21 protein-coding genes are annotated in these 22,658 nt (G+C 63.9%); 6 read left to right on the forward strand and 15 right to left on the reverse strand.

All coding sequences use genetic code 11. From position 1 onward, the window contains the following. Nucleotides 1-40: 40 nt before the first annotated feature. Nucleotides 41-1,375, forward strand: a complete 1,335-nt coding sequence (locus QUV21_RS16145) for an MATE family efflux transporter (RefSeq protein ID WP_300856296.1) — start codon at nt 41-43, stop codon at nt 1,373-1,375. Nucleotides 1,376-1,378: 3 nt separating this feature from the next. Here QUV21_RS16145 and QUV21_RS16150 read toward each other — a convergent pair whose 3' ends face one another. The 3 genes from QUV21_RS16150 to QUV21_RS16160 form a co-directional block, all read right to left on the reverse strand. Continuing rightward, nucleotides 1,379-3,349, reverse strand: coding sequence for a capsular polysaccharide biosynthesis protein (locus tag QUV21_RS16150; RefSeq protein WP_300856298.1), 1,971 nt, complete (start codon nt 3,347-3,349; stop codon nt 1,379-1,381). 94 nt (nt 3,350-3,443) lie between these two features. Beyond that, nucleotides 3,444-4,556, reverse strand: a complete 1,113-nt coding sequence (locus QUV21_RS16155; RefSeq protein ID WP_300856404.1) for a polysaccharide biosynthesis/export family protein — start codon at nt 4,554-4,556, stop codon at nt 3,444-3,446. Between the two features lie 106 nt (nt 4,557-4,662). Further along, nucleotides 4,663-5,952, reverse strand: coding sequence for a capsule biosynthesis protein CapA (locus tag QUV21_RS16160; RefSeq protein ID WP_300856405.1), 1,290 nt, complete (start codon nt 5,950-5,952; stop codon nt 4,663-4,665). A gap of 148 nt (nt 5,953-6,100) precedes the next feature. On the opposite strand from QUV21_RS16160, the gene QUV21_RS16165 reads away from it, so the two are divergent. After that, nucleotides 6,101-6,697, forward strand: a complete 597-nt coding sequence (locus tag QUV21_RS16165) for a riboflavin synthase (RefSeq protein WP_300856299.1) — start codon at nt 6,101-6,103, stop codon at nt 6,695-6,697. A 202-nt stretch (nt 6,698-6,899) separates the two neighbouring features. Here QUV21_RS16165 and QUV21_RS16170 read toward each other — a convergent pair whose 3' ends face one another. The 5 genes from QUV21_RS16170 to QUV21_RS16190 form a co-directional block, all read right to left on the reverse strand. Continuing rightward, nucleotides 6,900-7,409, reverse strand: coding sequence for a CarD family transcriptional regulator (locus tag QUV21_RS16170; RefSeq protein ID WP_300856300.1), 510 nt, complete (start codon nt 7,407-7,409; stop codon nt 6,900-6,902). Between the two features lie 292 nt (nt 7,410-7,701). After that, nucleotides 7,702-8,040: a ferredoxin FdxA gene (gene fdxA, locus QUV21_RS16175; RefSeq protein ID WP_300856301.1), complete on the reverse strand. Its 339-nt coding sequence runs from the start codon at nt 8,038-8,040 to the stop codon at nt 7,702-7,704. A gap of 51 nt (nt 8,041-8,091) precedes the next feature. Continuing rightward, nucleotides 8,092-8,334 (reverse strand): RNA-binding S4 domain-containing protein, encoded by a 243-nt coding sequence (locus QUV21_RS16180; protein WP_300856302.1) that lies wholly within the window; start codon nt 8,332-8,334, stop codon nt 8,092-8,094. Between the two features lie 84 nt (nt 8,335-8,418). After that, the gene (locus QUV21_RS16185; RefSeq protein WP_300856303.1) at nt 8,419-11,301 is read right to left on the reverse strand and encodes a helicase-related protein; all 2,883 of its coding nucleotides are present in this window, start codon (nt 11,299-11,301) and stop codon (nt 8,419-8,421) included. A gap of 5 nt (nt 11,302-11,306) precedes the next feature. Further along, the gene (locus tag QUV21_RS16190) at nt 11,307-11,795 is read right to left on the reverse strand and encodes a tetratricopeptide repeat protein (RefSeq protein WP_300856304.1); all 489 of its coding nucleotides are present in this window, start codon (nt 11,793-11,795) and stop codon (nt 11,307-11,309) included. Between the two features lie 139 nt (nt 11,796-11,934). Between QUV21_RS16190 and QUV21_RS16195 the strand changes: the two genes are divergently transcribed. Together QUV21_RS16195 and QUV21_RS16200 are read left to right on the forward strand one after the other, a co-directional pair. Beyond that, entirely contained in the window at nt 11,935-12,222 is a 288-nt protein-coding gene (locus QUV21_RS16195) for an SCP2 sterol-binding domain-containing protein (protein WP_300856305.1), read from the forward strand. Beyond that, nucleotides 12,219-13,151 carry an alpha/beta hydrolase gene (locus QUV21_RS16200; protein WP_300856306.1) on the forward strand — a complete coding sequence of 311 codons (933 nt, stop codon included), beginning with the start codon at nt 12,219-12,221 and terminating at the stop codon, nt 13,149-13,151. Before QUV21_RS16195 ends, QUV21_RS16200 begins: the two co-directional genes overlap by 4 nt. On the opposite strand, the gene QUV21_RS16205 is transcribed toward QUV21_RS16200, so the two are convergent. The 6 genes from QUV21_RS16205 to cobS all read right to left on the reverse strand — a co-directional run bounded on the left by QUV21_RS16205 (nt 13,148) and on the right by cobS (nt 17,393). Next, on the reverse strand, nt 13,148-13,921 hold the full coding sequence (locus tag QUV21_RS16205; RefSeq protein WP_300856407.1) for an ion transporter: 774 nt from the start codon (nt 13,919-13,921) through the stop codon (nt 13,148-13,150). The genes QUV21_RS16200 and QUV21_RS16205 overlap by 4 nt on opposite strands. A gap of 81 nt (nt 13,922-14,002) precedes the next feature. After that, nucleotides 14,003-14,455, reverse strand: a complete 453-nt coding sequence (locus QUV21_RS16210) for an META domain-containing protein (RefSeq protein WP_300856307.1) — start codon at nt 14,453-14,455, stop codon at nt 14,003-14,005. Between the two features lie 39 nt (nt 14,456-14,494). Beyond that, nucleotides 14,495-14,965: a transcription antitermination factor NusB gene (nusB, locus tag QUV21_RS16215; protein ID WP_300856308.1), complete on the reverse strand. Its 471-nt coding sequence runs from the start codon at nt 14,963-14,965 to the stop codon at nt 14,495-14,497. Continuing rightward, nucleotides 14,962-15,462 (reverse strand): 6,7-dimethyl-8-ribityllumazine synthase, encoded by a 501-nt coding sequence (locus QUV21_RS16220; RefSeq protein WP_300856309.1) that lies wholly within the window; start codon nt 15,460-15,462, stop codon nt 14,962-14,964. Before QUV21_RS16220 ends, nusB begins: the two co-directional genes overlap by 4 nt. A gap of 2 nt (nt 15,463-15,464) precedes the next feature. Then, nucleotides 15,465-16,547, reverse strand: coding sequence for a 3,4-dihydroxy-2-butanone-4-phosphate synthase (gene ribB / locus QUV21_RS16225; RefSeq protein WP_300856310.1), 1,083 nt, complete (start codon nt 16,545-16,547; stop codon nt 15,465-15,467). Nucleotides 16,548-16,631: 84 nt separating this feature from the next. After that, a complete protein-coding gene (gene cobS / locus QUV21_RS16230; protein WP_300856312.1) occupies nt 16,632-17,393 on the reverse strand; it encodes an adenosylcobinamide-GDP ribazoletransferase in 762 nt (253 codons plus the stop codon). Nucleotides 17,394-17,471: 78 nt separating this feature from the next. Here cobS and cobT point away from each other — a divergent pair, with 78 nt between their 5' ends. Then, complete coding sequence (cobT, locus tag QUV21_RS16235; RefSeq protein ID WP_300856314.1) at nt 17,472-18,479, forward strand: nicotinate-nucleotide--dimethylbenzimidazole phosphoribosyltransferase; 1,008 nt, start codon at nt 17,472-17,474, stop codon at nt 18,477-18,479. Nucleotides 18,480-18,533: 54 nt separating this feature from the next. On the opposite strand, the gene QUV21_RS16240 is transcribed toward cobT, so the two are convergent. Next, the gene (locus QUV21_RS16240) at nt 18,534-21,773 is read right to left on the reverse strand and encodes a hypothetical protein (protein ID WP_300856315.1); all 3,240 of its coding nucleotides are present in this window, start codon (nt 21,771-21,773) and stop codon (nt 18,534-18,536) included. A gap of 160 nt (nt 21,774-21,933) precedes the next feature. Here QUV21_RS16240 and QUV21_RS16245 point away from each other — a divergent pair, with 160 nt between their 5' ends. Next, on the forward strand, nt 21,934-22,623 hold the full coding sequence (locus QUV21_RS16245; RefSeq protein WP_300856317.1) for an SIMPL domain-containing protein: 690 nt from the start codon (nt 21,934-21,936) through the stop codon (nt 22,621-22,623). Nucleotides 22,624-22,658: the final 35 nt, after the last annotated feature.

Here is a 22,658-nt window from a genome sequence, read left to right on the forward strand (position 1 = left end):
GGCCCTGCGGCGCGGGTAATCCCCAGCCATGACAACCGCAATGACCAAAACCACCCATGTCAGGGAAACCCTTGCTCTGGGCTTGCCCCTTGCGGGGTCAAGCCTTGCGCAAATGGCCCTGCATGTGACCGATACGGTGATGCTGGGCTGGTATGGCGTGTTGCCCTTGGCCGCGGTGGTGCTGGGGGCCTCGTCCTTCTTCATTGTCTTTGTGCTGGGCTCGGGGTTTGCCAAGGCGGTGATGCCGATGGTGGCCGCAGCGCTTGGCCGGGGTGATGAAGCGCAGGTTCGCCGCGACACGCGCATGGGTCTGTGGCTGTCGATCGCTTATGGTGTCGTGGTGCTGCCGATCTTCTGGTGGTCCGGGCCGATCCTCTTGGCACTGGGGCAAGACCCGGAGGTCTCAGCGATTGCGCAGGCCTATATGCGGATCGTGGGCTTTGGCATGGCGGCGGCGCTGTGCGTGACGGTGCTGCAAAGCTACCTGTCGGCCCTTGGCCGGACGCAGGTGGTCTTGTGGGTGACGCTGCTTGCGGTGCTGCTGAACATCGCGGTCAACTGGGCGCTGATCTTCGGGAACTGGGGCTTCCCGGAGCTTGGTGCGCGGGGGGCGGCGGTGGCGACAATCTCGACTCAGGTGCTGTCGCTGGTGGTCCTGGGACTTTACGCGCATTTTCTGCCCGCGTTGCGGCGGTTCCACCTGTTCCAGCGCTTTTGGCGGCCGGACTGGCAGGCGATGCGGCAGGTCTGGCGGCTGGGCGTGCCGATCGGGCTGACCGGCTTGGCCGAGGGCGGGCTGTTTCAGGCCTCGGCGCTGATGATGGGCTGGATCGGCACGGTGGAACTGGCCGCGCATGGCATTGCACTGGAAGTGGCGGCGCTGACCTTCATGCTGCATGTCGGGCTGTCGAGTGCTGCGACGATCCGGGTGGCGCGGTTTGACGGGCAGGGCGCGCGACCTGCTTTGCGAATAGCGGCGAAGGTCTCTGTCCTGATGTCCCTTGGGGTGGCGCTGGCGTCGGTGGTGCTGTTCGTTTCGATCCCTGAGTTGATCATTGCGCTGTTTCTGGACCTGTCGAAGCCGGAAAGTGCTGCGATCATCGCCTATGGTTCGGTTCTGCTGGTTCTTGCAGCGTTGTTTCAACTGGCCGACGGGATGCAGGTCATGGCGCTGGGCCTGTTGCGCGGGGTGCAGGATACCCGGGTGCCGATGTGGCTGGCGGCGGTCAGCTATTGGCTGATCGGCATCCCGTGCAGCTATGTGCTTGCCTTCCCGATGGGCTATGGCGGCGTGGGGCTCTGGCTGGGGCTGGTCGTGGGGCTGGTGGCCGCCGCGGCGAGCCTGATGTGGCGGTTCTGGCGGTTGGTGGGCTGACGGCTAACGCCAGAGATGGGCAAAGCTGGCAAACTGGCCCTGCGCCTTTGCCGTCAGGCGGTTCAGAAGGCCGGGGCGCGGGATCGTGCCGCTGGCAAGCCGGTCAAGAATTACCTCGGGCGGGCAGGGACGGCGGCTGACCGGATCCCAGTAGCGCGGATAACTGATCAGGGCTGCATGGGCGAGCGTGGCAAGGTCTGCCTGCCCGCGCCAGCTTGGTACCGGGCCAAGGTCGCGGGTCAGCCCCCGGCCAGCGTAAAATGGCGCCCCAAGGCAGGTCACGGGAACCCCCCGGATCAGCGCCTCGAACCCCAGAAGCGAGGTCATGGTCCAGACCTCTTGGACTTCGGCCAGCAGGGCCACGGGGTCGGCCTTGGCAACGGTGATATCGGCCAGACCTTCCAGCGCCGTGTCCGGAATGGCACCGGGGCGCAGACCGGCCAGCACATCGGGATGCGGCTTGTAGATCAGGATTGCCCCGGAGTTGGCCTGCCGCACGGCCTGCAAGAGGCCAAGATTGGTCCGCACCAGACCCGCGCCCTTGGTGATCGAGGCGTCATCTTCCACCTGACCAGGGACAAGGATGCGGTGGCCCTTTGGCAGGGCAGGCAGCGGTTGGCCTTGCAGATTGTATTTCGAAAGCCCCCCATCGCGCAGGCGGGCCAACAGCGCCTCGGCCCGCGCGCGGCCTTCAGGGGGAAGGGGGGCGCTGACCAGGGCATCCAGTTGCGATGGACGGCTTGGATCATAGTAGATGCCCCGGTCATCCGCCACGAGCGACAGCGGCGGGATCAGATCTGCTCCCAGCCCGCGTGACCGCAGAAACCCATCCTCGACGCGCAGGCATGGGGATTGCGGTTTGAAATCGGCGGGCTCCTTGCCGGCCCAGACCAGCAGCCCCCGGCCGGTTGCCGTGGCGAGCCGGTCGGCGCGGACCGGATCGTCGCAAAAGCGCAGCGCCTTTGGCGAGCCGAAAAACGCCTGCAACCGACGACGTTTCCACAGCCGCATTCCGGCTGCGACATGGCCGGAGCAATTCTGGCGAAAGGCCCGAACCTCGGCTTCCAACTGGTCGATGACCGTTTCCAGCGGGCAAAGCCGGTCACGACACGGGTCATACCAAAGAGGGGCCATGAGCATCGTCCCGGCGAAAAGCTGTTCGGCGGTCAGGGTGCGGCGGCGGCGCGGCAGGGGCTGTTCGTCCCGGGTCAGCCCCCAGCCGGCATAGAAGGGCTGCCCGAAAACCCGGGGGCGGCGGCCGTGCAGGATTGCCTCGAACCCAAGCTGGGAGGAGACGGTATAGACCTCGGCTGCGGCCGCCAAAAGGTGGTGCGGCGAAACCGGGCTGGTCAAAAGCGTGACACGACCCCCGGCATCGGCAGGGCCGAAGTGGCCGGCGCGCAGATTGGCAGCCGTTTCCGGGTGGGTTCGGATGACGATGCGGGCGTCGGGGTGGTCTTGCAGCGCGGCAGCCAGCATGGCGCGGAACGTGGCTTCGGTCGCACCGGCATGACGGATGGCGGCGTCGCCCCGGGTCTGGTCAACGATCAGGATGAAGCCGGGATCGGGGGCGGTCAGGGCAGGGTCATGATTGTTGTATTTTGAAAGGTGCAGGTGCTTTAATCTGGCGATCGCGCTGTTGGATCGGGTAATAATGTTCGAATCCTGCAAATCCGCCGCAGACAGAATCTGCTCCAGCCGCGAAGGTTGGCTGGAATCGAAATGCACGCCGACGGGATCAATCAGCAGGCCCATGGGCGGTTCACCTTTGGCGCGCCCGGGAAAAAGCGAGCGCAGAAAGGCATCCTCGACCCGGATCAGGGGCAGGTGGCGACGGGCAGCAATGGCTTCGCCCCGCCATGCGGTCGGGCTGCGGCCCCAGACCAGAACCCCGTCACCCGGTCCGGGAAAGCCAAATCGAAGCTCATGACCGGCAAGCGCAAGCATCCGGTGCAGGCGGCGGTTGCGCAGCATGGACAGGTTCTGGTGCCACAGACGCCGGGGAAGTCCCGGGGGTGCAATTCCTTCTGGCAGCGTCTCTGGCCAGATCGCGCCGGGCATGGCGCGGTCAGTTGGCGGTATTGGCGATATTGCTGGCAGCACCCGTCGTTCCGGTGATCGCCCCAAGGGTCTTTTGCCACTGCACGAAGGGGGCTTCGGTGACATAGAGCGTGTCGCCGTCGCGGATCTGGAAATCTCGGGCTTCGAAAAGGCCGGTCGGATCTGTCAGGTCCAGCACATAGACAAGGCGCTGATCGCCGATCAGATCGTTGCGGCCAAGCACAGCCCGGGCGATGGCTTCTGTTTCGTCGCGCAGGATGAACACGCCGGTCGGGTCGGCGGCATTGGTTGAAAGACCTCCCACCGTAGCAATCGCTTCCAGTGCCGAAAGGGATTCAGACTCGAATGGCACAAGGTTCTGTGCGCCCGTCGCGCCAAGGGCAATGAAGCTGCGGCTGTCTTCTTCGATCACGATCCGGTCGCCGGTGCGCAGGGCAATGTCGAGCCGGGGGTTCTCGTAAAGGTCGTTAAGCCAGATCCGTCCGGTATGGGTGCCACGGGTGACCCGCACGATGGCGACATCGGCGTCAATAGCCACGCCGCCCGCATTGGCCAGCATTGTTGCAAGGGTCCGCGTCGGCGCCTCGATGGGATAGACGCCGGGACCGGCTGCTTGCCCGGCTATCGACACGCTGGAGCCGTCGCCGGCAACCCGTGTCACGGTAATCTGCGGATCAGGGGTCTGGTTTTCCAGCTGGCGGGTGATTGCCTGACGCAAACCTTCGGGCGTCTGGCCGGCAGCGCGGATCCGGCCGGCATAGGGAATGTAGATGTAGCCCTGACCATCGACCTGAATTTGGCTGAGTGCCGAAACGCGCTGACCGGTATTTCCCAGCAGCGGGTCATCCTTCACGTTCTCGAACACGGTCACGGCCAGTGTGTCGCCCGCCGAAATCGTGTCTGCCCCGACGATGCCCGCATTCTGGAAGGCTGCGCTGAATCCAAAGCTGGGCTGCACGGACGCGGCGCGCGATACGGCGGGGGTGACCGGGACAATGAAGGCGTCGCCCTTCTTGTCCACCGATCCCGAAAGGATTTCCCGCTTGTTCGGGCCGGATCGCGGCAACCCGCAAGATGCAACCATCGCCAGAGATACCAGCAAGGTCACCGCTTTGACCATGTTCGAGCCTGTGAACTGCACCGCCAACATCCCTGTATTCGCCTTGATTTTTGTTGCCCCGAAGTTAGCCAAGCCAAGGCAGCTTAGCCAGCGCACTTTGAGGAATTCAACCTACGACGCGCAACTGTTGCCTCGGAGCCGCTGTTCCCGACTTCAACGCCTGATAAGGATCTTCTGGCGCAAGCATCATGTCGACGACCTGACGCAGGAGCGCGCGCCGCCCACGCACCGAATAGAACCCCCCCACGACCTGGGAGGTCTCCAGCAGAAAGTGCCGGTAGTCGCGGTAGGCGCGGGTATCGGGACGTTCCGGGGCGGCAAAGAACTGGTCCATCGGTTGCAGGGACACGAATTCGGGCTTGGCGTAGACCGCGGCCCCGAAGCTGCGCAGTGGCAATCCGCGCCAAAGCGCCTGCTGCCCGGCGGTGGAGTTCACGGTGACAGCCGAGCGCGCGTCGTTCAAGAGCTGGGCCAGTTTCCCGCCACGAACGAAATGGACACGGTTTTCAAGGCCATGCTGGGCGGCAAGGCGGCGGATCTCCGAGCGCAGGGGGGTGCGGCCATCCTCCAGCGGGTGGGCCTTCAAGACCAGATGATGATGCTGCGGCGCGCCGATGGCAAAGCCTGCCATCACCAGGGCCAGAAACTCGGTCATGGACGAGAAGCTGGAATGGTCGCGAAAGCTGGCGTCATGTTCCAGTTGCAGGATCGCAAGATGATAGGGAAACCCGCCGCGCCGGATCCGGCTGGTGGCAATGCTGCGTTCCAGCCGGTGCAGCGGCATCAGAAGAAAGCGTTTCAGGTAGAGGACAAATTCCTGCCCGACGGTCAGCGCCCGGTGCGGCCGGAAATTCCGGTAGGCCCGAAGACCAAGCGCCACGCAGCCATGATAAAGCGCGCCCCAGAACATATGCTGGCGCATGTCGCCCCAGGTGCCGGGGGTGTCGGGAAGATCAAGATCCACCGTCGCGAGCGCCGATTGCATTTCGAGGACTGACAGGGACATCAGGCGGGAATGGCCGTTTGCGCCGTCTCGTTCATAGGTGACCCAATAGGGCCGGAGATACCCCTCTTCGAACACATGCACGGTTATGCCGCGCGCCCGTGCGAGTGCGGCGGCCCGGGCATGGATCGGACGGGTGTCGCCATAAAGCACAAGATCGGTAATCTGGTGACGGGTCAGCAAATCATCGCAGGTGTCAGGCCATGTGTCATGATCGCCGTCAAAGGCGATGTAGCCCGGACCGGGCCAGAACAGCCTGTCGCCCAGATTGAAGCCCACGCGCCAGACCTTTGCCCCCGCAGCCCGCAGATGCGTGCCAAGCCGGTGGAACCAAGGCCCGTGCGGGCCTTGCAGCAAAAGGAAGCGGCGGTCTTTGTCTGTCACGCGGTTGATCCCGGCATTTTGTCTTTCTTGCACGGTGATGCCAGAGAACTACAGCGAAATTCGCATGAAAGGGTGAAGAGATCATGGCAGCTTTCCGAGCCGGACTTGCATGGATCGGCAGCGGGGGCTAGGTCGGAACAAAGCGAAAGGGGCTGCCATGTTCACCGGAATTGTCACCGATATGGGCCGGATCGTCGAGACGAAGGTCACCGGCGATCTCAGGGCGCGGATTGCAACGGGTTATGACGTCAATGGCATCGATATTGGGGCAAGCATTGCCTGCGACGGTGTGTGTCTGACGGTCGTGGCGCTGGGGTCTGAGCCGGAAAACTGGTTCGATGTGGAAATCTCGGCCGAAACGGTGTCGAAGACCAACCTTGGAACCTGGGTTCCGGGCAAGCGGGTGAATCTTGAACGGGCGTTGAAGGTCGGGGATGAGCTTGGCGGCCACATCGTTTCGGGCCATGTTGATGGGCTGGCCGAAGTGGTGAAGGTCGCGCCAGAGGGCGGATCAGTCCGCGTGACCTTTCGCGCGCCACGGGCGCTGGCCCGCTTCATCGCGCCGAAAGGCTCGGTGGCGCTGAACGGCACCTCACTGACGGTGAATGAGGTGGAAGGCTGCGATTTCGGGGTGAACTTCATTCCCCATACTCAGGCAATGACGACCTGGGGCGCTGTGAAACTGGGCGACATGGTCAATCTGGAGATCGACACGATGGCGCGCTATGTGGCGCGGCTGCGCGAGTGGGACTGACGCCCGCGCCCGTTGGCTGACGGCCGGGGGTTTCACACCCCCGGACCCCCGCGGAGTATTTGTGAAAAGAGCAGGTCCAATTTTAATCAAATGCCGGGTATTTTGAGAGGGGTTGGGCCTTGATTGCAGGTCTGGTCGCAGGCGCCCCAACGAAAAACGGCGGCCCGTTTGGGGCCGCCGTCAGTTGTGATTTGAGGCTGGCTCAGGCCGCGCGGCCGACCAGAACGCTGTCAACCTGCTTTGCCGCACCGGCCTCATCCACGCCAGAGACGGCGGCGACTTCGCGGGTCAGCCGTTCAAGGGCGGCTTCGTAAAGCTGACGTTCGGAATAGCTTTGCTCGCGCTGATCATCGGTGCGGTGCAGGTCGCGGACGACTTCGGCAATGGACAGAAGGTCGCCAGAGTTGATCTTCTGCTCGTATTCCTGCGCACGACGCGACCACATGGCGCGCTTGACCTTGGCCTTGCCTTTCAGAGTGTCGAGCGCCTTGGTCACCACATCGGGTGCCGACAGGGCGCGCATGCCGATCTCGGTGGCCTTGTGGGTCGGAACCCGGAGTGTCATCTTGTCCTTCTCGAACGAGATGACGAACAGTTCCAGCTGAATTCCGGCAATCTGCTGCTCTTCGATCGAGATGATCTTGCCCACGCCATGCGCAGGGTACACCACGAAATCGTTCGGGCGGAATTCAGGCTTCTTCGATTTGGTCATTCGGCGCGATCCCCAGATGGGAAACCTGTTTTCAAGACAAAGGGACCAAGTCCGGAGCATATTGCCCTGGCCATTGGACCTCAGATGTCACAAAAAATTGGGCTCAGGCGCGAGGCTCCAAGCCGTGTGTCAGGCTTCCATGCTTGTTTGTAAACAAACTATAACACAAAAAGCCGCTGATTCCAACTGGCGCAAAAATCGGCAAACAGCGCTTATGCCGTTGATCCGAAAGCATACTTTCAGAAGGTGTCGATTCGCGACAATTGCCGGGTTGCCGAATCGGCTGATCGTCTCAGCCGCCAGCACCAGGCGTTTCCGAGAAATACTTGTCCAGCTTTCCGGTTTCACCGTCGCGGTCTTCATAGCCGGGCAGCGGGTCTTTCTTGGTAACGATCACCGGCCATTGCACCGCATATTTGCGATTGAAGGTGACCCACTGTTCCATGTCCGGTTCGGTATCCGGGCGGATGGCATCGGCAGGGCATTCGGGTTCGCAGACGCCGCAGTCAATGCATTCATCAGGATGGATGACGAGCATGTTCTCGCCCTCGTAGAAGCAGTCCACCGGACAGACCTCGACGCAGTCGGTGTATTTGCAGGCGATGCAGTTGTCGATGACGACATAGGTCATGGGCTTGCTCTGATCCGGATCGTTTGCGCTTAGCTAGAGCAGGCAGGCGGATCATTCAAGCGGGTCCGGCACATCGGCCGCCGGATCAAGGTCAAGATACAGCATCTGAGCCTCGCTGGCCGGGCCGCGGCGCAAGCCAAGCGCAAGAATCCGGATCACCCGGATGCGGGTGCCTTGCGGGAAAGTCAGGACATCGCCAGCCATGATGTCACGGCCGGGTCGGCTGATCCGGGTGCCGTTCACACGGACGGCACCCGAAGCGATCAGGTCCGAGGCAATGGCGCGCGATTTCATGAAGCGCGCCTGCCAGAGCCATTTGTCGAGCCGAAGGGTCGGCGCGGCAGCGGGGTCAGGTTTGCCGGAAGGCCCGGCCAAGCCTCAGACCTTGCCCTTCAAGGCCAGCAGGGCCGCAAAGGGATTATCGGGGTCAATCGGCTTTTCGGCGCGCGGGGGGCGGGCCTCATATGTCTTCTGGCGGTCGTCGCGCGGGGGCTTGCCCTTGTGGTCACCCTTGGGCCAGTCACCTTTGGGCCTGTCACCTTTTGGACGGTCACCTTTGGGCCGATCACCCTTTGGACGGTCGCCGCGAGGACGATCGCCTTGCGGGCGATCACCCTGCGGTCGGGTTTCGCCTTCGGTCTGCGGTTTCCGGTCTGGCCGGGGGCCGCGCTCGGGGCGTTGGAAGCGCGGCTTGGGCGCCCAGGTGAAGGTGTAGAAAACCTCCATCTCCGGGGCTGCCTCTGACTCGGGTTCCGCTTCGGGTTCCGGGGTCGGGGCCATGATCGAGACCTCTTCCGGAATTGGCACGCCTGCGGCAATCGACGCGGCGGCTTCTTCGGAAATCTCGGGGGCCTTCGGGGCCTCGACAGTCTTTACTTTCACGCGCTCGGACTTTTCGCCCTTGTAGCCCAGACCGGCCATCAGGTCGGCGAACTGGTCCAGCGTCATGCCGGTGATCGACAGCATGTCAGGCGTGGCTTCAAACCCGGCGCGGCTGTCTTTCTGGCGCAGGATATCGGCCAGCCGTTCCAGCATGTCGATTCGGATCGCGCGGGTGCCTGCGGGGTGGTAGCCGGCCAGCGTGTAGTGCTGCTTTGGCACCTCGGCCATGTTGGGGATGGTCACAAGTCCCGGGGGTGGGCTTTCGGGAAATTCCTGCAAGTCATTCCAGAGCGACCACAGCACCAGCCGCAAACGAGTTGGCGCAGGCTTCAGAAGCGCGGGAAGGAAGATGGTGAATTGGCCGAAACGGACGCCATGCTTGCGCAGGGCGGCGCGGGCTTCCTGATCCAACTCCTTGACCTCGGAGGCCACGGCGTCGCGCGGCAGGACGCCCATCGCTTCGGACAGACGGAACGCAAAGCCGCGGGCAAGGCCAGTGAGTGCTTCGTCCCGACCCATGGCCAGCAGGGGTTCGAACTGTGCCGCGACCTTGCGGTCGATGAAGTGTTGCAGGCGCCGGCGGACCTTTTCGATCACATCTGGCCCGGCCTCTTCGTCGACAAACGCCTCAACCCCCGGTTTGGCGGCTTCGGCACCCTTGACCAGCTTGCCCACCGCGTTGGAGCCCCACATGAGGCCGCCCTGTTCGGTAAAATCAAGTTCGGTGTCCGGCGCGTTGTAGAAGCGGTCGGCGCGCAGATGGAATTCGGGCTTCAGCGCCTGAAGCGCCGCCTGCGCGAGTGTCCGCGCGGCATCGGGCGTGGTACTGGCGTCCTGCTTGAAGCGGAACCCTTCCAGCCGGCCGGCGAATTCGCCCTCGACCGTGACTTCGCCCTTGTCGTTCACTTCGGCCACGAGGACCTCCTTCTGTTTCAACCGGCGAAGGAGGACAGATGTCCGCCGGTCGACAAATCGTTGGGTCAGCGCCGCGTGAAGCGCGTCCGACAGGCGGTCTTCTACAGCGCGCGTCTCATCGCGCCAATGGCTTTCGTCTTCAACCCAGTTTTTCCGCTGGGTAACGTAGGTCCAAGTGCGGATATACGCCAATCTGCGCGACAATGTGTCGATATCGCCCTCGGTCTTGTCGATGCGGGCGATGGCCTTTGCCAGCCAGTCGGCCGGAATACGCCCACCACCAAGACCGCGACCGACCAGAAACTCGAAAATCCGGGTCAAAAGCGTGGTGTGTTCAACGCCGCTGGAGGAACGGAAGTCGGGAATCCGGCAGACATCCCACAGAAGTTGCACCCGCTTTGGTTCGGTCAGCCGATCCTGCACCTCGGGCAGCGCCGACAGCGCTTTCAGCGCCAGCACGTCGTCAGCGTCGCGCGCACGGGTAAGCCATTCGTTCGAGGTGGGGTATTCAAGGCTGCGGATCAGCCGGTCGGCGGTGCCGAAATCCAGCGATTCGTTGCGCCAGTGCAGTTTCTTGACCGGGGCAAAGCGGTGCGTCTCGATCGCCTCGACCAGATCTTCGTCGAAAGGCCGTGCCTCCCCCGTCACGCCAAAGGTGCCATCTTCGGTGTGCCGGCCGGCGCGGCCGGCGATCTGGGCCAGTTCCTGCGGGTAAAGCAGGCGCATCCGGCGGCCGTCAAATTTTGCGGTGGCGGAAAAGGCCGCGTGCTTGATATCAAGGTTGAGCCCCATGCCGATGGCATCGGTGGCGACAAGGTAATCCACATCGCCATTCTGGTAGAGCGCGACCTGAGCGTTTCGGGTCCGCGGGGACAACGCGCCCATCACCACCGCGCATCCCCCCTTCTGACGGCGGATCAGCTCAGCGATGGCATAGACATTTTCAACCGAAAACCCGACAATTGCGCTTCGTTCCGGCATCCGGCTTATCTTTTTCGAACCTGAGTAGGTCAGGGTCGAGAATCTGTCGCGCTTGACGAAGGTGGCATTCGGCACCAGCCCCGCAATCGCACCGCGCATGGTGTCGGACCCAAGAAACAGCGTCTCATGCAGGCCGCGGGCCCGCAGCAGCCGGTCCGTGAAGACATGGCCACGGTCGGCATCGGCGCAAAGCTGGATTTCATCCACCGCCACGAAATCGGCGCCGATCTCCAAGGGCATAGCCTCGACGGTGCAGACCCAGTATTGCGTCCTTTCGGGGACAATCCGCTCTTCTCCGGTGACCAGTGCCACGACCGACGGGCCAACCTTGGCGACGATGCGGTCATAGACTTCACGCGCAAGAAGTCGCAGAGGCAAGCCGATGACGCCGGTGCGATGGGCCAGCATCCGTTCGATCGCATGGTGGGTCTTGCCGGTGTTCGTCGGCCCAAGGACCGCCGTCACCCGCCGCTGGGCGTCCATCTGGATTAAAGCTCCTGACCCTCGGCCTCGGATTCAAGGCGGGCCACGGCGGCTTTTACGCCTTCAAGATTGGGATGCAAGGTGAGAGCGGCCTGATAGACCGCCAAGGCGCGATCCAGCTTGCCGGTTTCTTCAAGAATCATCCCCAGACCGGACAAAGCCCCGAAATGCCGCGGGTTCAGCGTCAGAAGCTGTGCAATATCCGCGACACAGGGGCCAAAGTCGCCGCTGTTGTAAAAGGCGGTCGCGCGGGCATTCCAGGCTTCGGCAAACTCGGGCGAATGATCGATGATGGCAGAGAAATGATCAATCGCTGCCCTGTTGTCACCCAAGGCCATGGCATCTCGGCCGCGCTGCAACAGAAGATCCATCGCCGGAGAGCCGGATTTCGACCATTCGATCCAGATTTCCCGCTCGATCCGGCTGGATTCCCCGGCCTCGGCGGTCTTGAGCCGGGCAAAAAGATCGTCAAGTTTCGCGGTGTCCTGTGCCATCGCTGCGACACAAGTCAGGAAAAGCGGCAGAAGTGCCGCAACGATACGATTGAGAATGCTTGCCCGGATATTCATAAGGGAAAGGTAGACGATCCGCAGAAGATTGCCAGAGGGCGCGGGTCACGAAGGAGAGACTTGCATGAGCGAGATGATTGAGGCCGCAGTAAAGGCGCTGAGCGCCAAGGTGGCGGGCAGTTTTGACGGGGTGGCCAAGTTCGTCATCACCGGTGAAGGGGCGATCATGCTGGACGCCTCGGGCGTGCGGGCGGGCGACGAAGAGGCGGATGTGACGCTGACGGCGGATGCCGATGTGTTCCGCGCGATTCTGGATGGCGAGATGAACGCGACCAGCGCCTTCATGACCGGCAAGCTGTCGGTGGATGGCAGCATGGGGATGGCGATGAAACTTGGCTCGGTTCTGGGGTGATCGAGGCCCCTTTTCACGCGGCACTGGCCGATGGCCCCCCGGGGGCGGTGTGCGTCTGGCTTGAACCGGGTGCCATGCGAATCCGCGTGGCGCATTGGAAGGCGGGGGACAAGGGGACAGTCCTGCTTCTTCCCGGCCGTACTGAATGTATCGAGAAATATGGCCGGGCGGCGGGCGATATGGTCGCGCGGGGCTATTCGGTCATCACGATCGACTGGCGCGGACAGGGACTGGCCGACCGGGCCTTGCCGGATCGCAATGTCGGCCATGTCGATGATTTTGCCGAGTATCAGGAAGACCTTGACGCAATGCTGGCCGAGGCGGACCGCGCAGGGCTGCCAAGGCCGTGGTTCCTGATGGCGCATTCCATGGGCGGCTCTATCGGCCTGCGCGCGCTGGCGCGGGGCTTGCCGATCCGGGCGGCCGTCTTTTCCGCGCCGATGTGGGGCATTTCCATGTCGGCATGGCTGCGCCCGGTGGCGCAGATGATCACGGCGCTGGCTGGACCGTTCCGGCAGGCGCATCGCTATGCGCCCACGACCGGGCCGGAAACCTATCTGTTGCAGGTGCTGTTCGAAGGCAATGTGCTGACCACCGACCGCGAGATGTGGGCCTATATGAAAGCGCAGGTCGAGGCGGTGCCGGATCTGGCACTTGGCGGGCCGTCGCTGGCGTGGCTGCGGGCCGCGCTCAAGGAATGTTCGGCGCTGGCGGTGCTGCCCGCACCATCCGTGCCTGCGATCTGCGCGCTTGGGACGGCGGAAAAGGTGGTGGACGTGCCGCCTATCCACCTGCGCATGGCCGGGTGGGGGCGTGGGCAACTGGACCTTTACCCCGGGGCGGAACACGAGATCATGATGGAAGGCCCAGCCGCCCGGCAGCGGTTCTTTGACCGCGCCGCATCCCTTTACGACGCCAACCGGGGTTAATCCTTCCGGTCCAGCTTCCGCTCGATCTCGGTCAGGCGGGCAAGGACGGCTTCTTCGAAGACATGCGCCTCGGCCCGCTGATCTTCAGAGGCGGCCTCCTGCATCGAATTCACGATCAGACCAACGATCAGGTTCATCACCGCGAAGGTGGTCATCAGGATGAACGGCACGAAGAAGGCCCAGGCATGGGGATAAACCTCCATCACCGGGCGGACGATGCCCATCGACCAGCTTTCCAGCGTCATGATCTGGAACAGCGAATAGGCGCTGGACCCAAGTGACCCGAACCAGTCCGGGAACTTCGCGGCGAAAAGCTTGGTCGCGATAACGGCGGCAATGTAATAGATCAACAGGATCAAGAGAAACACCGATCCCATCCCCGGCAGTGCGCGGCCAAGGCCATCAACCACCCGCCGCAAACTGGGCGTGACCGACACGACGCGCAGGACACGCAGGATGCGCAAGGCCCGAAGGACCGAAAACCCGGCCCCCGCAGGCACCAGCGAGATGCCGACAATCACGAAATCAAAGACGTTCCAGCTGGACCGGAAGAAGCGCCAGCCAAGCGCATAAAGCCGCGCCGCAAGTTCAGCCACGAAAATCGCAAGGCAGGTCCGGTCGAGCAGCAGCAAAAGCCCCCCCGCCCGGTCCATCACGAAAGGCGAGGTTTCCAGCCCAAGCGTCACTGCGTTCAGCAGGATCACCGCGATCAGAAACTTCGCGATCTGTGGGCGATCCAGGAAACTGGCGACGGCAGTACGGCTGAACATCATGACCCCGGATCGGTTGCGTAGCCCCGCCGATATGGAGTGTCCGACGACAATGATCCAGCCCCCGGATGCAGAGTATTTTCAGGGACTTCTCTCGCCTGCTTCTCCTTTGGTCTGGCAGGTCTTGCAGACGGTCTGGCTGTTTGCCACGTCCAGCACGAATTCCATGCTGCGGCCAACCGGGCCGGTGAGGATCAGGTTGCTGTCGCCCTCGGCCTGCACAGTGGTCATCCCGGACAGTGTGTCGAAGAAAACCTGTTCTTCGGGCAGCTTGTCGCAGGCCATGCGCGTTGCGCGGATAGCTTCGATCCGAAGCTCGGGAAGGAAGGCCGCGTTCATCGTGGACCAACGGTTGCAGGGTGCCTTCCCGGACATCGTACCATCCGATTCGATCCGCAGGCTTGCGGGTGCGTTGGTCAGGCTGCCGTCAATGGCCAGAAGCTGCCAGTCAATCCCGGTGATCGGGTGTTCAGGGGTCTGCGCGCTGGTCATCATGGGCAAGAGCGCGAGGGCGAGGGGCAGCAGGCAACGCATGGGCAACTCCTTTTCAAGCGAAGATGACCATTGGACGCATCAGAATGCCTCAGGCTTGGCCTCGCGCGCCATATGGTCAAGGACGGCGTTCACGAACTTTGGTTCCTTGCCGTCGGGGAAGAAAGCCTTGGCCACGTCGACATATTCGTTGATCGCGACCTTGGGCGGGGTGGCCATGTCCACCAGTTCAGCCCCTGCGGCGCGGAACAGGGCGCGCAGGACCGGGTCGATCCGGTCGATCGGCCAAGCCGCCACCAGCGCGCGGTCGGTCAACTGGTCGATCTTGGCCTGCCAGTTCACGGCAGCCGCGACCACGGCACGGAAATGGTCGACGTTGCCTTCGGCAAATTCGCCCTCTTCATAGGTCGCACCAAAGCGGTGGGTCTCGAACTCGCGCGTGACGGAGTCAACCGTCTGCCCCGAGCTTTCCATCTGGAAAAGCGCCTGCACCGCATAAAGCCGCGATGCGGATTTCATCTGGCGCTTGTCGTCACGTTTGGCGGTGGTCATGGGCGAAAGCCGATCCCCTTGGATGCTCCGGCCCATTTGCGCGAAAGCGCCACAAGGTGCAAGGCCGCCGCTGCGGCACCACCGCCCTTGTTCTGCCCGGCAGGGTCGGCGCGCACCTCGGCCTGCGGGCGGTTTTCGACCGTCAGGATGCCATTGCCGATGCAGGCACCTTGCAGACCCAAGAGGCTGATCGCGCGGCTGGAGTCATTGCACACGGTGTCATAATGCGTGGTTTCGCCCCGGATCACGCAGCCAAGGGCGACATAGCCGTCATATTCGGCCAGCCGCTCGGCCAGCGCGATGGCCGATGGCACCTCCAAGGCGCCCGGCACCTCGATCAGGTCAACCTCGGCCCCGCAGGCGGCGCCAACAGCCCGCGCCCCGGCGACCAGATTGTCGGCGATGTCCTTGTAGTAAGGGGCCACCACGATCAGCAGCTTGACCGGCCTGTCAAAGCTGGGCAGCGGCAGGGTGTAATGTGTCTCGGCGGTTGCCATGATCAGTCCTTGATTGCGCGGGTGCCGGCGATGGTCAGGTCATACGCCTCCAGCCCGACAAAGCGCGGGGCGGCGGAATTGGTGACCAGCGTGATTGCGGACAGGCCCAGAGCCGACAGGATCTGCGCCCCAAGCCCGTATTGCCGCAAGGTCTGCGGTGAATGTTCGCCGGGTGTCACCATCTTCATCGTCGTGTCACGCAACAGCACGACAACCCCGCGCCCCTCGGCGGCAATCAGGCGCATGGCGGCGGGCAATTCGCCTTCGCCCCCGATGCCCAGCACATCTTCCAGAGGGTTGAGCGCATGCACCCGCACCAGAACCGGGCCGGGGGCTGTCAGATCGCCCTTGGACAGGACAACATGTTCATCGCCATGCGTCTCGTCCGAGAAAACCCGCATCAGCCAGTCGCCGCCATGGGCAGAGGCGACCGAGTTGACTGCCTTTTCGGTGATCAGGTTATCATGCCGGCGACGATAGGCGATCAGGTCGGAAATCGTGCCGATCTTCAGCCCGTGGCGCTGGGCAAAGGAAATCAGGTCGGGCAGGCGGGCCATGGTGCCGTCATCGTTCATGATTTCGCAGATCACGCCTGATGGGTTCAGCCCGGCCAGGCGCGAAACGTCAACCGCCGCTTCCGTATGCCCGGCGCGGACCAGAACGCCGCCTTCACGGGCGCGCAGAGGGAAGATGTGGCCCGGCGTGGCGATGTCGGCGGCACCCTTGGTCGGGTCGATCGCCACTGACACCGTCCGGGCGCGGTCTGCTGCTGAAATGCCGGTCGTCACCCCTTCGCGCGCCTCGATCGACATGGTGAAGGCGGTCTCGTGGCGGCTGGAGTTCTTCGGGCTCATCAGCTGCAAGCCCAGCGCGTCAATCCGGTTTCCCGGCAGGGCAAGGCAGATCAGCCCACGGCCATGGGTGGCCATGAAGTTGATTGCCGAGGGCGTACACATCTGTGCTGGGATCACCAGATCGCCCTCATTCTCGCGGTCTTCATGGTCCACAAGAATGAACATCCGCCCGTTGCGGGCATCTTCGATGATCTCCTCTGTCGAGGAGATGGCGTCCGAGAAATCGGTCATGGGTCGTATCCTGCAAACTCTCGCGGGTTGTCTACCGCGACCGGCTGCCAAAGGCCAGAGGCAGGCGCGTGCAGCGGCGCAGGGTCAGCCTGCGCGGGCGGCAAGAACGGCAAGGCAGGCGGCCTCGGCCAATTGCTGTGCCGCGCCAAGGATGTCGCCGGTCTGCCCGCCGATCCGCTTGTGCGCCGACCGGGCCAGCAGGAGCGTGGCAATTGTCGCAAGGGCGAGCATGGGCAGGGTGGCAAGGCCGGTGAACAGGAAGGCGATGGCCAACGCCAGCGCTGCCCCGGCAAGCGCCATCTGTCCCGGTGGCTGCCCGGTGGTGTGCGAAAGCCCCGCGCCCCGGGCGTTGGGCATCGCGGACATGATCAGCGCCATCGGAGCGCGGCTGACCGCCCCGGCGGCGATCAAGGCCGCCCATGGGCTTTCCAGCGCCAGGATCGTCGCCAGCGCCGACCAGCGCGTCAGCGTGACCAGCATCAGCGCCAGCATGCCGTAGCTGCCGATGCGGCTGTCCTTCATGATTTCCAGCCGCCGCTCTTTCGTCCAGCCGCCAAACAACCCGTCTGCGGTGTCGGATAGCCCGTCTTCATGCAGCGCACCGGTCATCAGCGCCATCAGGCCCAGCGTCCCCGCCGCAGTCACCCCCGGCGTCAGGCCAAGCCACAGCGCCACACTGGCAAACCCGGCGGCAATCGCCCCAAGGGCTGCGCCGACCAAGGGCCAGGCCCAGGCCGAAGCGGCCCCGCTGCTGCGGTGATCCGGCAAGGGCAGGCGCGACAGAAGCGCGAAGGCCGAAAGCACATCCGGCAAAAGCCGCGTTGTGATGTCGCGAAGGGGGGTCAAAGCGGCTTATCCCGGCTGGCGTTCCCGAAGGCTCTGGGGTAGCCCCAACTGCATCAAGGATCAACCGGAGACACGTCGATGCCGTTCCAGACCCTCGCCGAATTTCGCGACCTTCTGGGCCGGTTTCCGGCACCCGACAGCGCCGCGATTGCGGCTGCCGAGGCGCGTAACGGCCAGTTGACCAAACCGCCCGGTGCCTTGGGCCAGCTGGAACGGCTGGCGATCTGGATGGCTGGCTGGCAAGGCACCGACAAGCCACGCGCCGATCACCCTCAGATCGTCATATTCGCCGGGAATCACGGGGTTACGGCGCAAGGCGTTTCGGCCTTTACGGCAGAGGTTACCGCGCAGATGGTGGCGAACTTTGCCCATGGCGGGGCGGCGATCAACCAACTCGCCAAGGCGTTCGGGGCGAAACTTGACGTGCAGGCGCTGGATCTTGACCGCCCGACCGCCGATTTCACCAAAGGCCCGGCGATGACCGAGGCCGAAGTGGTCGTGGCGCTGCGCCGGGGGTTCGAGGCGGTGGATCCCAAGGCACATATCTTTGTTGCCGGGGAAATGGGGATCGGCAACACCACGGTTGCCGCGGCGCTTGCGGCGGCGCTGTTTGGCGGCAGCGGCTGGGCTGGGCGCGGTACCGGGGTCGATGACGCGGGCCTTGCGCGCAAGGAGGCGGCCGTGATGGCGGGCGTCGCCCGTCACAAGGCGATTCTGGGCGACCCCCTGGAGGTTCTGCGCTGTCTTGGCGGACGCGAGATTGCCGCGATGGCCGGCGCGATTGCCGCCGCGCGCATGGCGCGGGTGCCGGTGATCCTTGACGGCTTCATCGCCTGTTCGGCGGCTGCGGTGCTGGCCAAGGCAGCACCCGGCGCACTGGATCACTGTGTCGCAGGCCACCTTAGCACAGAAGGCGCACATGGGCGCTTGCTGGCAGAACTGGGCAAGGAGCCGCTGTTGTCGCTTGGCCTGCGGCTGGGCGAAGGGTCGGGCGCGGCATTGGCAATTGGCGTGCTGCAAGGTGCGGTTGCCTGCCATTCCGGCATGGCCACCTTTGCCGAGGCAGGGGTTTCCGCCGGGGCCTGACGATCAAGCCCAGGTTTTTCCTGACGAAAGATCTTGGGCCGCCCAACAGGACATTCAGGCTTTCGGCATCGTCAGCGACAAAAGCTTGCCGCCCTTCTGATACCGGACTTCGGTTTCGGTGATTGCCTTGATCGTGCCGCCGTCGATCTTGTCGCCGACCCTGACCTTCTTGTAGCTGCCGTTTGATTGCCGGATCAGCGCATAGCGCCGCGAATCGGTGCCATAGGTACCGATCAGGTTCAGCTTCTTCAGGTTTATCGCCTTGGTATAGGTCGCCTGCTTGGCAACACTGGCCTTCGTCGGGATCGAGGGCGCGACCTGCGCCGTCTCTGGTTCGTCCAACTCGTCCAGTTCTTCGGGCTTGAGCTCGGGTGCCGGTGCGGCAGCGGCTGCAACGATGACTTCCGGCTCTGGATCTGCCGCGCGGACAGCGGCGGCCACGGCGGCCTCGACTGCGCGGCTAAGGTCACGCGGGCGGGCGGAGGGGCGCATCGAAATTGCGACGACCGACGGATTCTGCGCTTCAATCGCGGCGGCGGCGGCAAGCTGCGCTTCGGCCTGAGCGGCCAGCGAGGCACCTTGCGCGCCAAGGGCCACAACGGCGGGTTCTGCCGCCGGGCGTGAAGCCGAGGCAACGGCGATCACGCTGGCAGGGCGCGGCAAGGGCCGCAGCGTGGCCACATCGCTTCCGCCGTCCGTGGCAAGGCGGGCGTCGTCGTCGGCCACTGCGGGGTCGGTCGCAGCGGGAACAAGCCCGGCGGGCCGGGCGCGTGGGCGAAATCCGGCAAGCGCCGGATCGGCCGGCGCAGGGAGGATTTCGGCGGCTTCCGGCGTCACTTCGCCGGCTGTCACAAGCGAGGCATCTGCCGCCGTGGGGACATCAGCTGACGCATCGGCAACTGCGCCCGCAGCAGCTTCGTCTGGCAGTTCCTGTGGCAGTTCTTGTGGCGGTGCCGCAGCGGCTGCCAGCGTGGCAGCGGCCTCGCTGCGCGAGGGTGGCAGCAGCGGTGGCTTTCCGGCGATCAGCATTACCCCTTCAGGTGACAGGATGCCGGCCGGGGTCGGCTTCAACATGCCGTTTGCATCAAACTGGTAGACGGTGCCGAAAGGCGGAGGCGGCATCGAGGCTTCGGGCAGTGTGTCAGCGGTGGGGATTGGTGTTGGCAGGGCTAGGGCATCCAGAGCCGGGGGCGGTGTGTCCATGGCCGACAGGAAGATCTCGTCCTGATCCTCAACCAGCGCGGGGGCTGCGGAAAGCTCGGTCGTGACTGTGGTATCCGGTGCAGGTTCTGGACCTGCCTCTGGCGCCGGGACAGCGGCAACCTCGGTCAACGAGGACGGCTCTACCTCGGCCAGAGCCTCGGCTTCGGGCGCGGCTACGGTTTCAACTGCGGTTTCAACTGCGGTTTCGGCCAGCGCGTCTTCCGCGATGGCGTCCTCAGACACTGTGGCCGCGATTTCGGTTGCGGCTTCGCCCGCACTCGGATCAACGGCTTCGGCCAGAGTGTTCGTCGACGGTTCGGGATCTGCCTGGCCAGCGATCTCAGCAGGCAGGCTCTCGGTTGCCAAGGCCGCGGCAGCACCGACAGTGTCGGTCGACGCGGCGGCTTCCGGCAGCGGATCCATCATCCCTTCCGGGTCTTGCATGTCGGCAAGCATTTCGTCGTCGATCCCGGGAACGCTGTCGGCAACGCCGTTGGTGGTGACATCCACAGTCAGTCCGGTATCGTCGTTTCCACGGGCAAGGTAGAAGGACGACCATGCGCCAACCAGGGCAAGGAACAGCAACAGAAGAGCAACCAACACCATGAAGACGATACCCGACCGGTTGCGCGGCGGGGCCGAGGTGCCGAAGGTGCCACCGGGACGGGCAGGTGACTTTACGGTCGTCGGACCACCAACCACCGGACGCGGGATATCGCCGACGGCCAGCTTGGCCTTCGGCTTCACGCGTGTCCCGGGAATTGTCGGCGCCGTCACTGGGCCAGACATGCCCTTTGCGGCGGTTGCGCGCGCTGCGGCTGCACCCAGTTTCGCGCCGGGGCCAGACCCGGCGTCAGATCGGGTGGCACCCTCTACCGGCCGAGACGGGGCGGGCGGCAAGACCACGCCCGCACCCCCGGCTGCACGGCGGCTGGCAAAGGCCACCATGGCCGCAGAAGGCAATGCGGGCGGCAGATCGGCGTCCTCATCATCAAGCACATTCGTCGGCTTTTCAGCGGCGGCAGGCCGGTCATCTTCGCCGTCCGGAAACGCGACGGTATCTGTGACATGTGCAAAGGGGGCTTCGTCCGCGTCGGTTCCGGACGCCGCCGCCACAGGGACGGCCGCAGATGCGGAAGTGTCGGACACCGGGATATCGGCACCGGTCTTGGCAGCGGCAAATTCCCTGGCCAGTTCCGCTTCCAGGGTATCCTGCAAGCTGGCTTCGCTGGCCAATTCGGGCACCTGACCGCCGGGCAGGGTATCGCCCTGCTGGTCAAGGTCCGGGGTCAGGGATTCGGTGGTCAGGGGCTGGTCGGTCAAATCTTCGGCGCCAAGGGCTTCTGGTGCCGTTTCCGATCTTTCGGATGAAGCTGGCTCGAAATCTGGCAGATCGGCGTTCAGTGCCTCTTCCAGCCCGGGCAGCGGGGCGTCATCGGCAAGTGGAGCGGGCGTTGTCGGGGCTGCGGCCTCTGCACCGCCTGTTCCCGCGCTGGCCGCCTGGGTCTCTGTCGTCACTTCTGCTGGCGCAGCGGAGGGCAATTCGCGGTGCAGGATCGTGACCGGATCCCGGTCGCGTTCGACCTTTTCGCCGGAGGCAAGGATGCTGGCAGCAGCGGCAGTCGGGCCGAACCAGGCCTCGCCGACAAAGGTGCCTTCCTCGGGGATTGCCACGAAAGACACCGGGTTCAGCCGGTGAACGATTGCGAACCCTTCCGCCTCTTCGAGTGTTTCGCGGGCAACGACAGCCACCTTGACCGTCGCGCCCTTGCCTGACCAGTCAAACACCAGATCCTCGACGGGATAGGGCGTGCGCCCCTCAAGACCCGCAGCGATCTGCCGGCGCTTTTCGTCGCGGCTTGGACCGGGGGCGTGAACTTCGGTGTAAAGGATCTGGCTGGCCGGCAGGATGATCTTGGTGGCCATCCCCATCGGCGACAGGCCCAATGCCGTCTTGCGCAGGTAATCCAGCGCCTCTTCAAGGTCTGGCGCGTCGAAGGCAACTTCGCCTATCAACAGCCAGCCCTTTGGTGTGCGGTGCAAAAGGGCGACAGTGTCGCGGGTCAGGTCGAGTGCGAATGTTGGTTTCATGACACGGGTCTAGCACGAATTGTGAAAGCACGGGAACGTGGCCCGGACAGATGGCGAACAACTATAGCAGCTTTTTGCCGAAAGAAAGCGAAACGGCCAAGGATGTCCTTGCGAGGCGCGTCACAACCCTGAACACTTGACCCAACCGAAGGAGAAACCCATGCGCGTGCTTTCCGCAGTTTTGCTGTCAGCAGCCCTTGCGCTGCCGCTTCCGGCTATGGCCGAGGATGCCATGCCCCCGATGATCACCGTGACTGGCACCGGAGCCGTCGAGGCTGCGCCTGACATTGCCACGCTGACCATTGGCGTGACCACGCAGGGCGACACCGCAGCCGATGCGCTGGGCGCGAATACGGTGGCACTTGAAGCGGTCATGGCACGGTTGACATCCGCCGGAATAGAGCCGCGCGACATCCAGACCTCCAACCTGTCGCTGAACCCGAACTGGACCGGCTACGAGAACAACAAGCCGACCATTTCGGGCTATGTCGCGAACAACATGCTTACGATTCGTGTCCGCCAGCTTGATGGTCTTGGCACCGTGCTGGATGCCGCAGTCGCGGATGGGGCGAATACGTTGAACGGGCTCAGTTTCGGGCTTGCCGACCCTGACCCGGTGCTGAACGAGGCCCGCAGGGAGGCGGTCGCTGACGCCCGCGCCCGGGCCGAACTTCTTGCCTCGGCGGCGGGGGTGAAACTGGGCCGGATCATCTCGATCAGCGAGGCGGGCTTTGCAAGCGATCCGGTGCCGATGTTCCGCGCCGAAGTCGCAGCCGCACCGGTTCCGGTTGCGGCGGGCGAGCTTGGCATGTCCGCCAATGTGACGATTTTCTACGAGATCGTCGAATAAGCCGGTCCGAAACGGTGGAAAACCATACAGTACCG

Source organism: Tabrizicola sp. (assembly GCF_030373185.1).
GTDB lineage: Bacteria > Pseudomonadota > Alphaproteobacteria > Rhodobacterales > Rhodobacteraceae > Tabrizicola.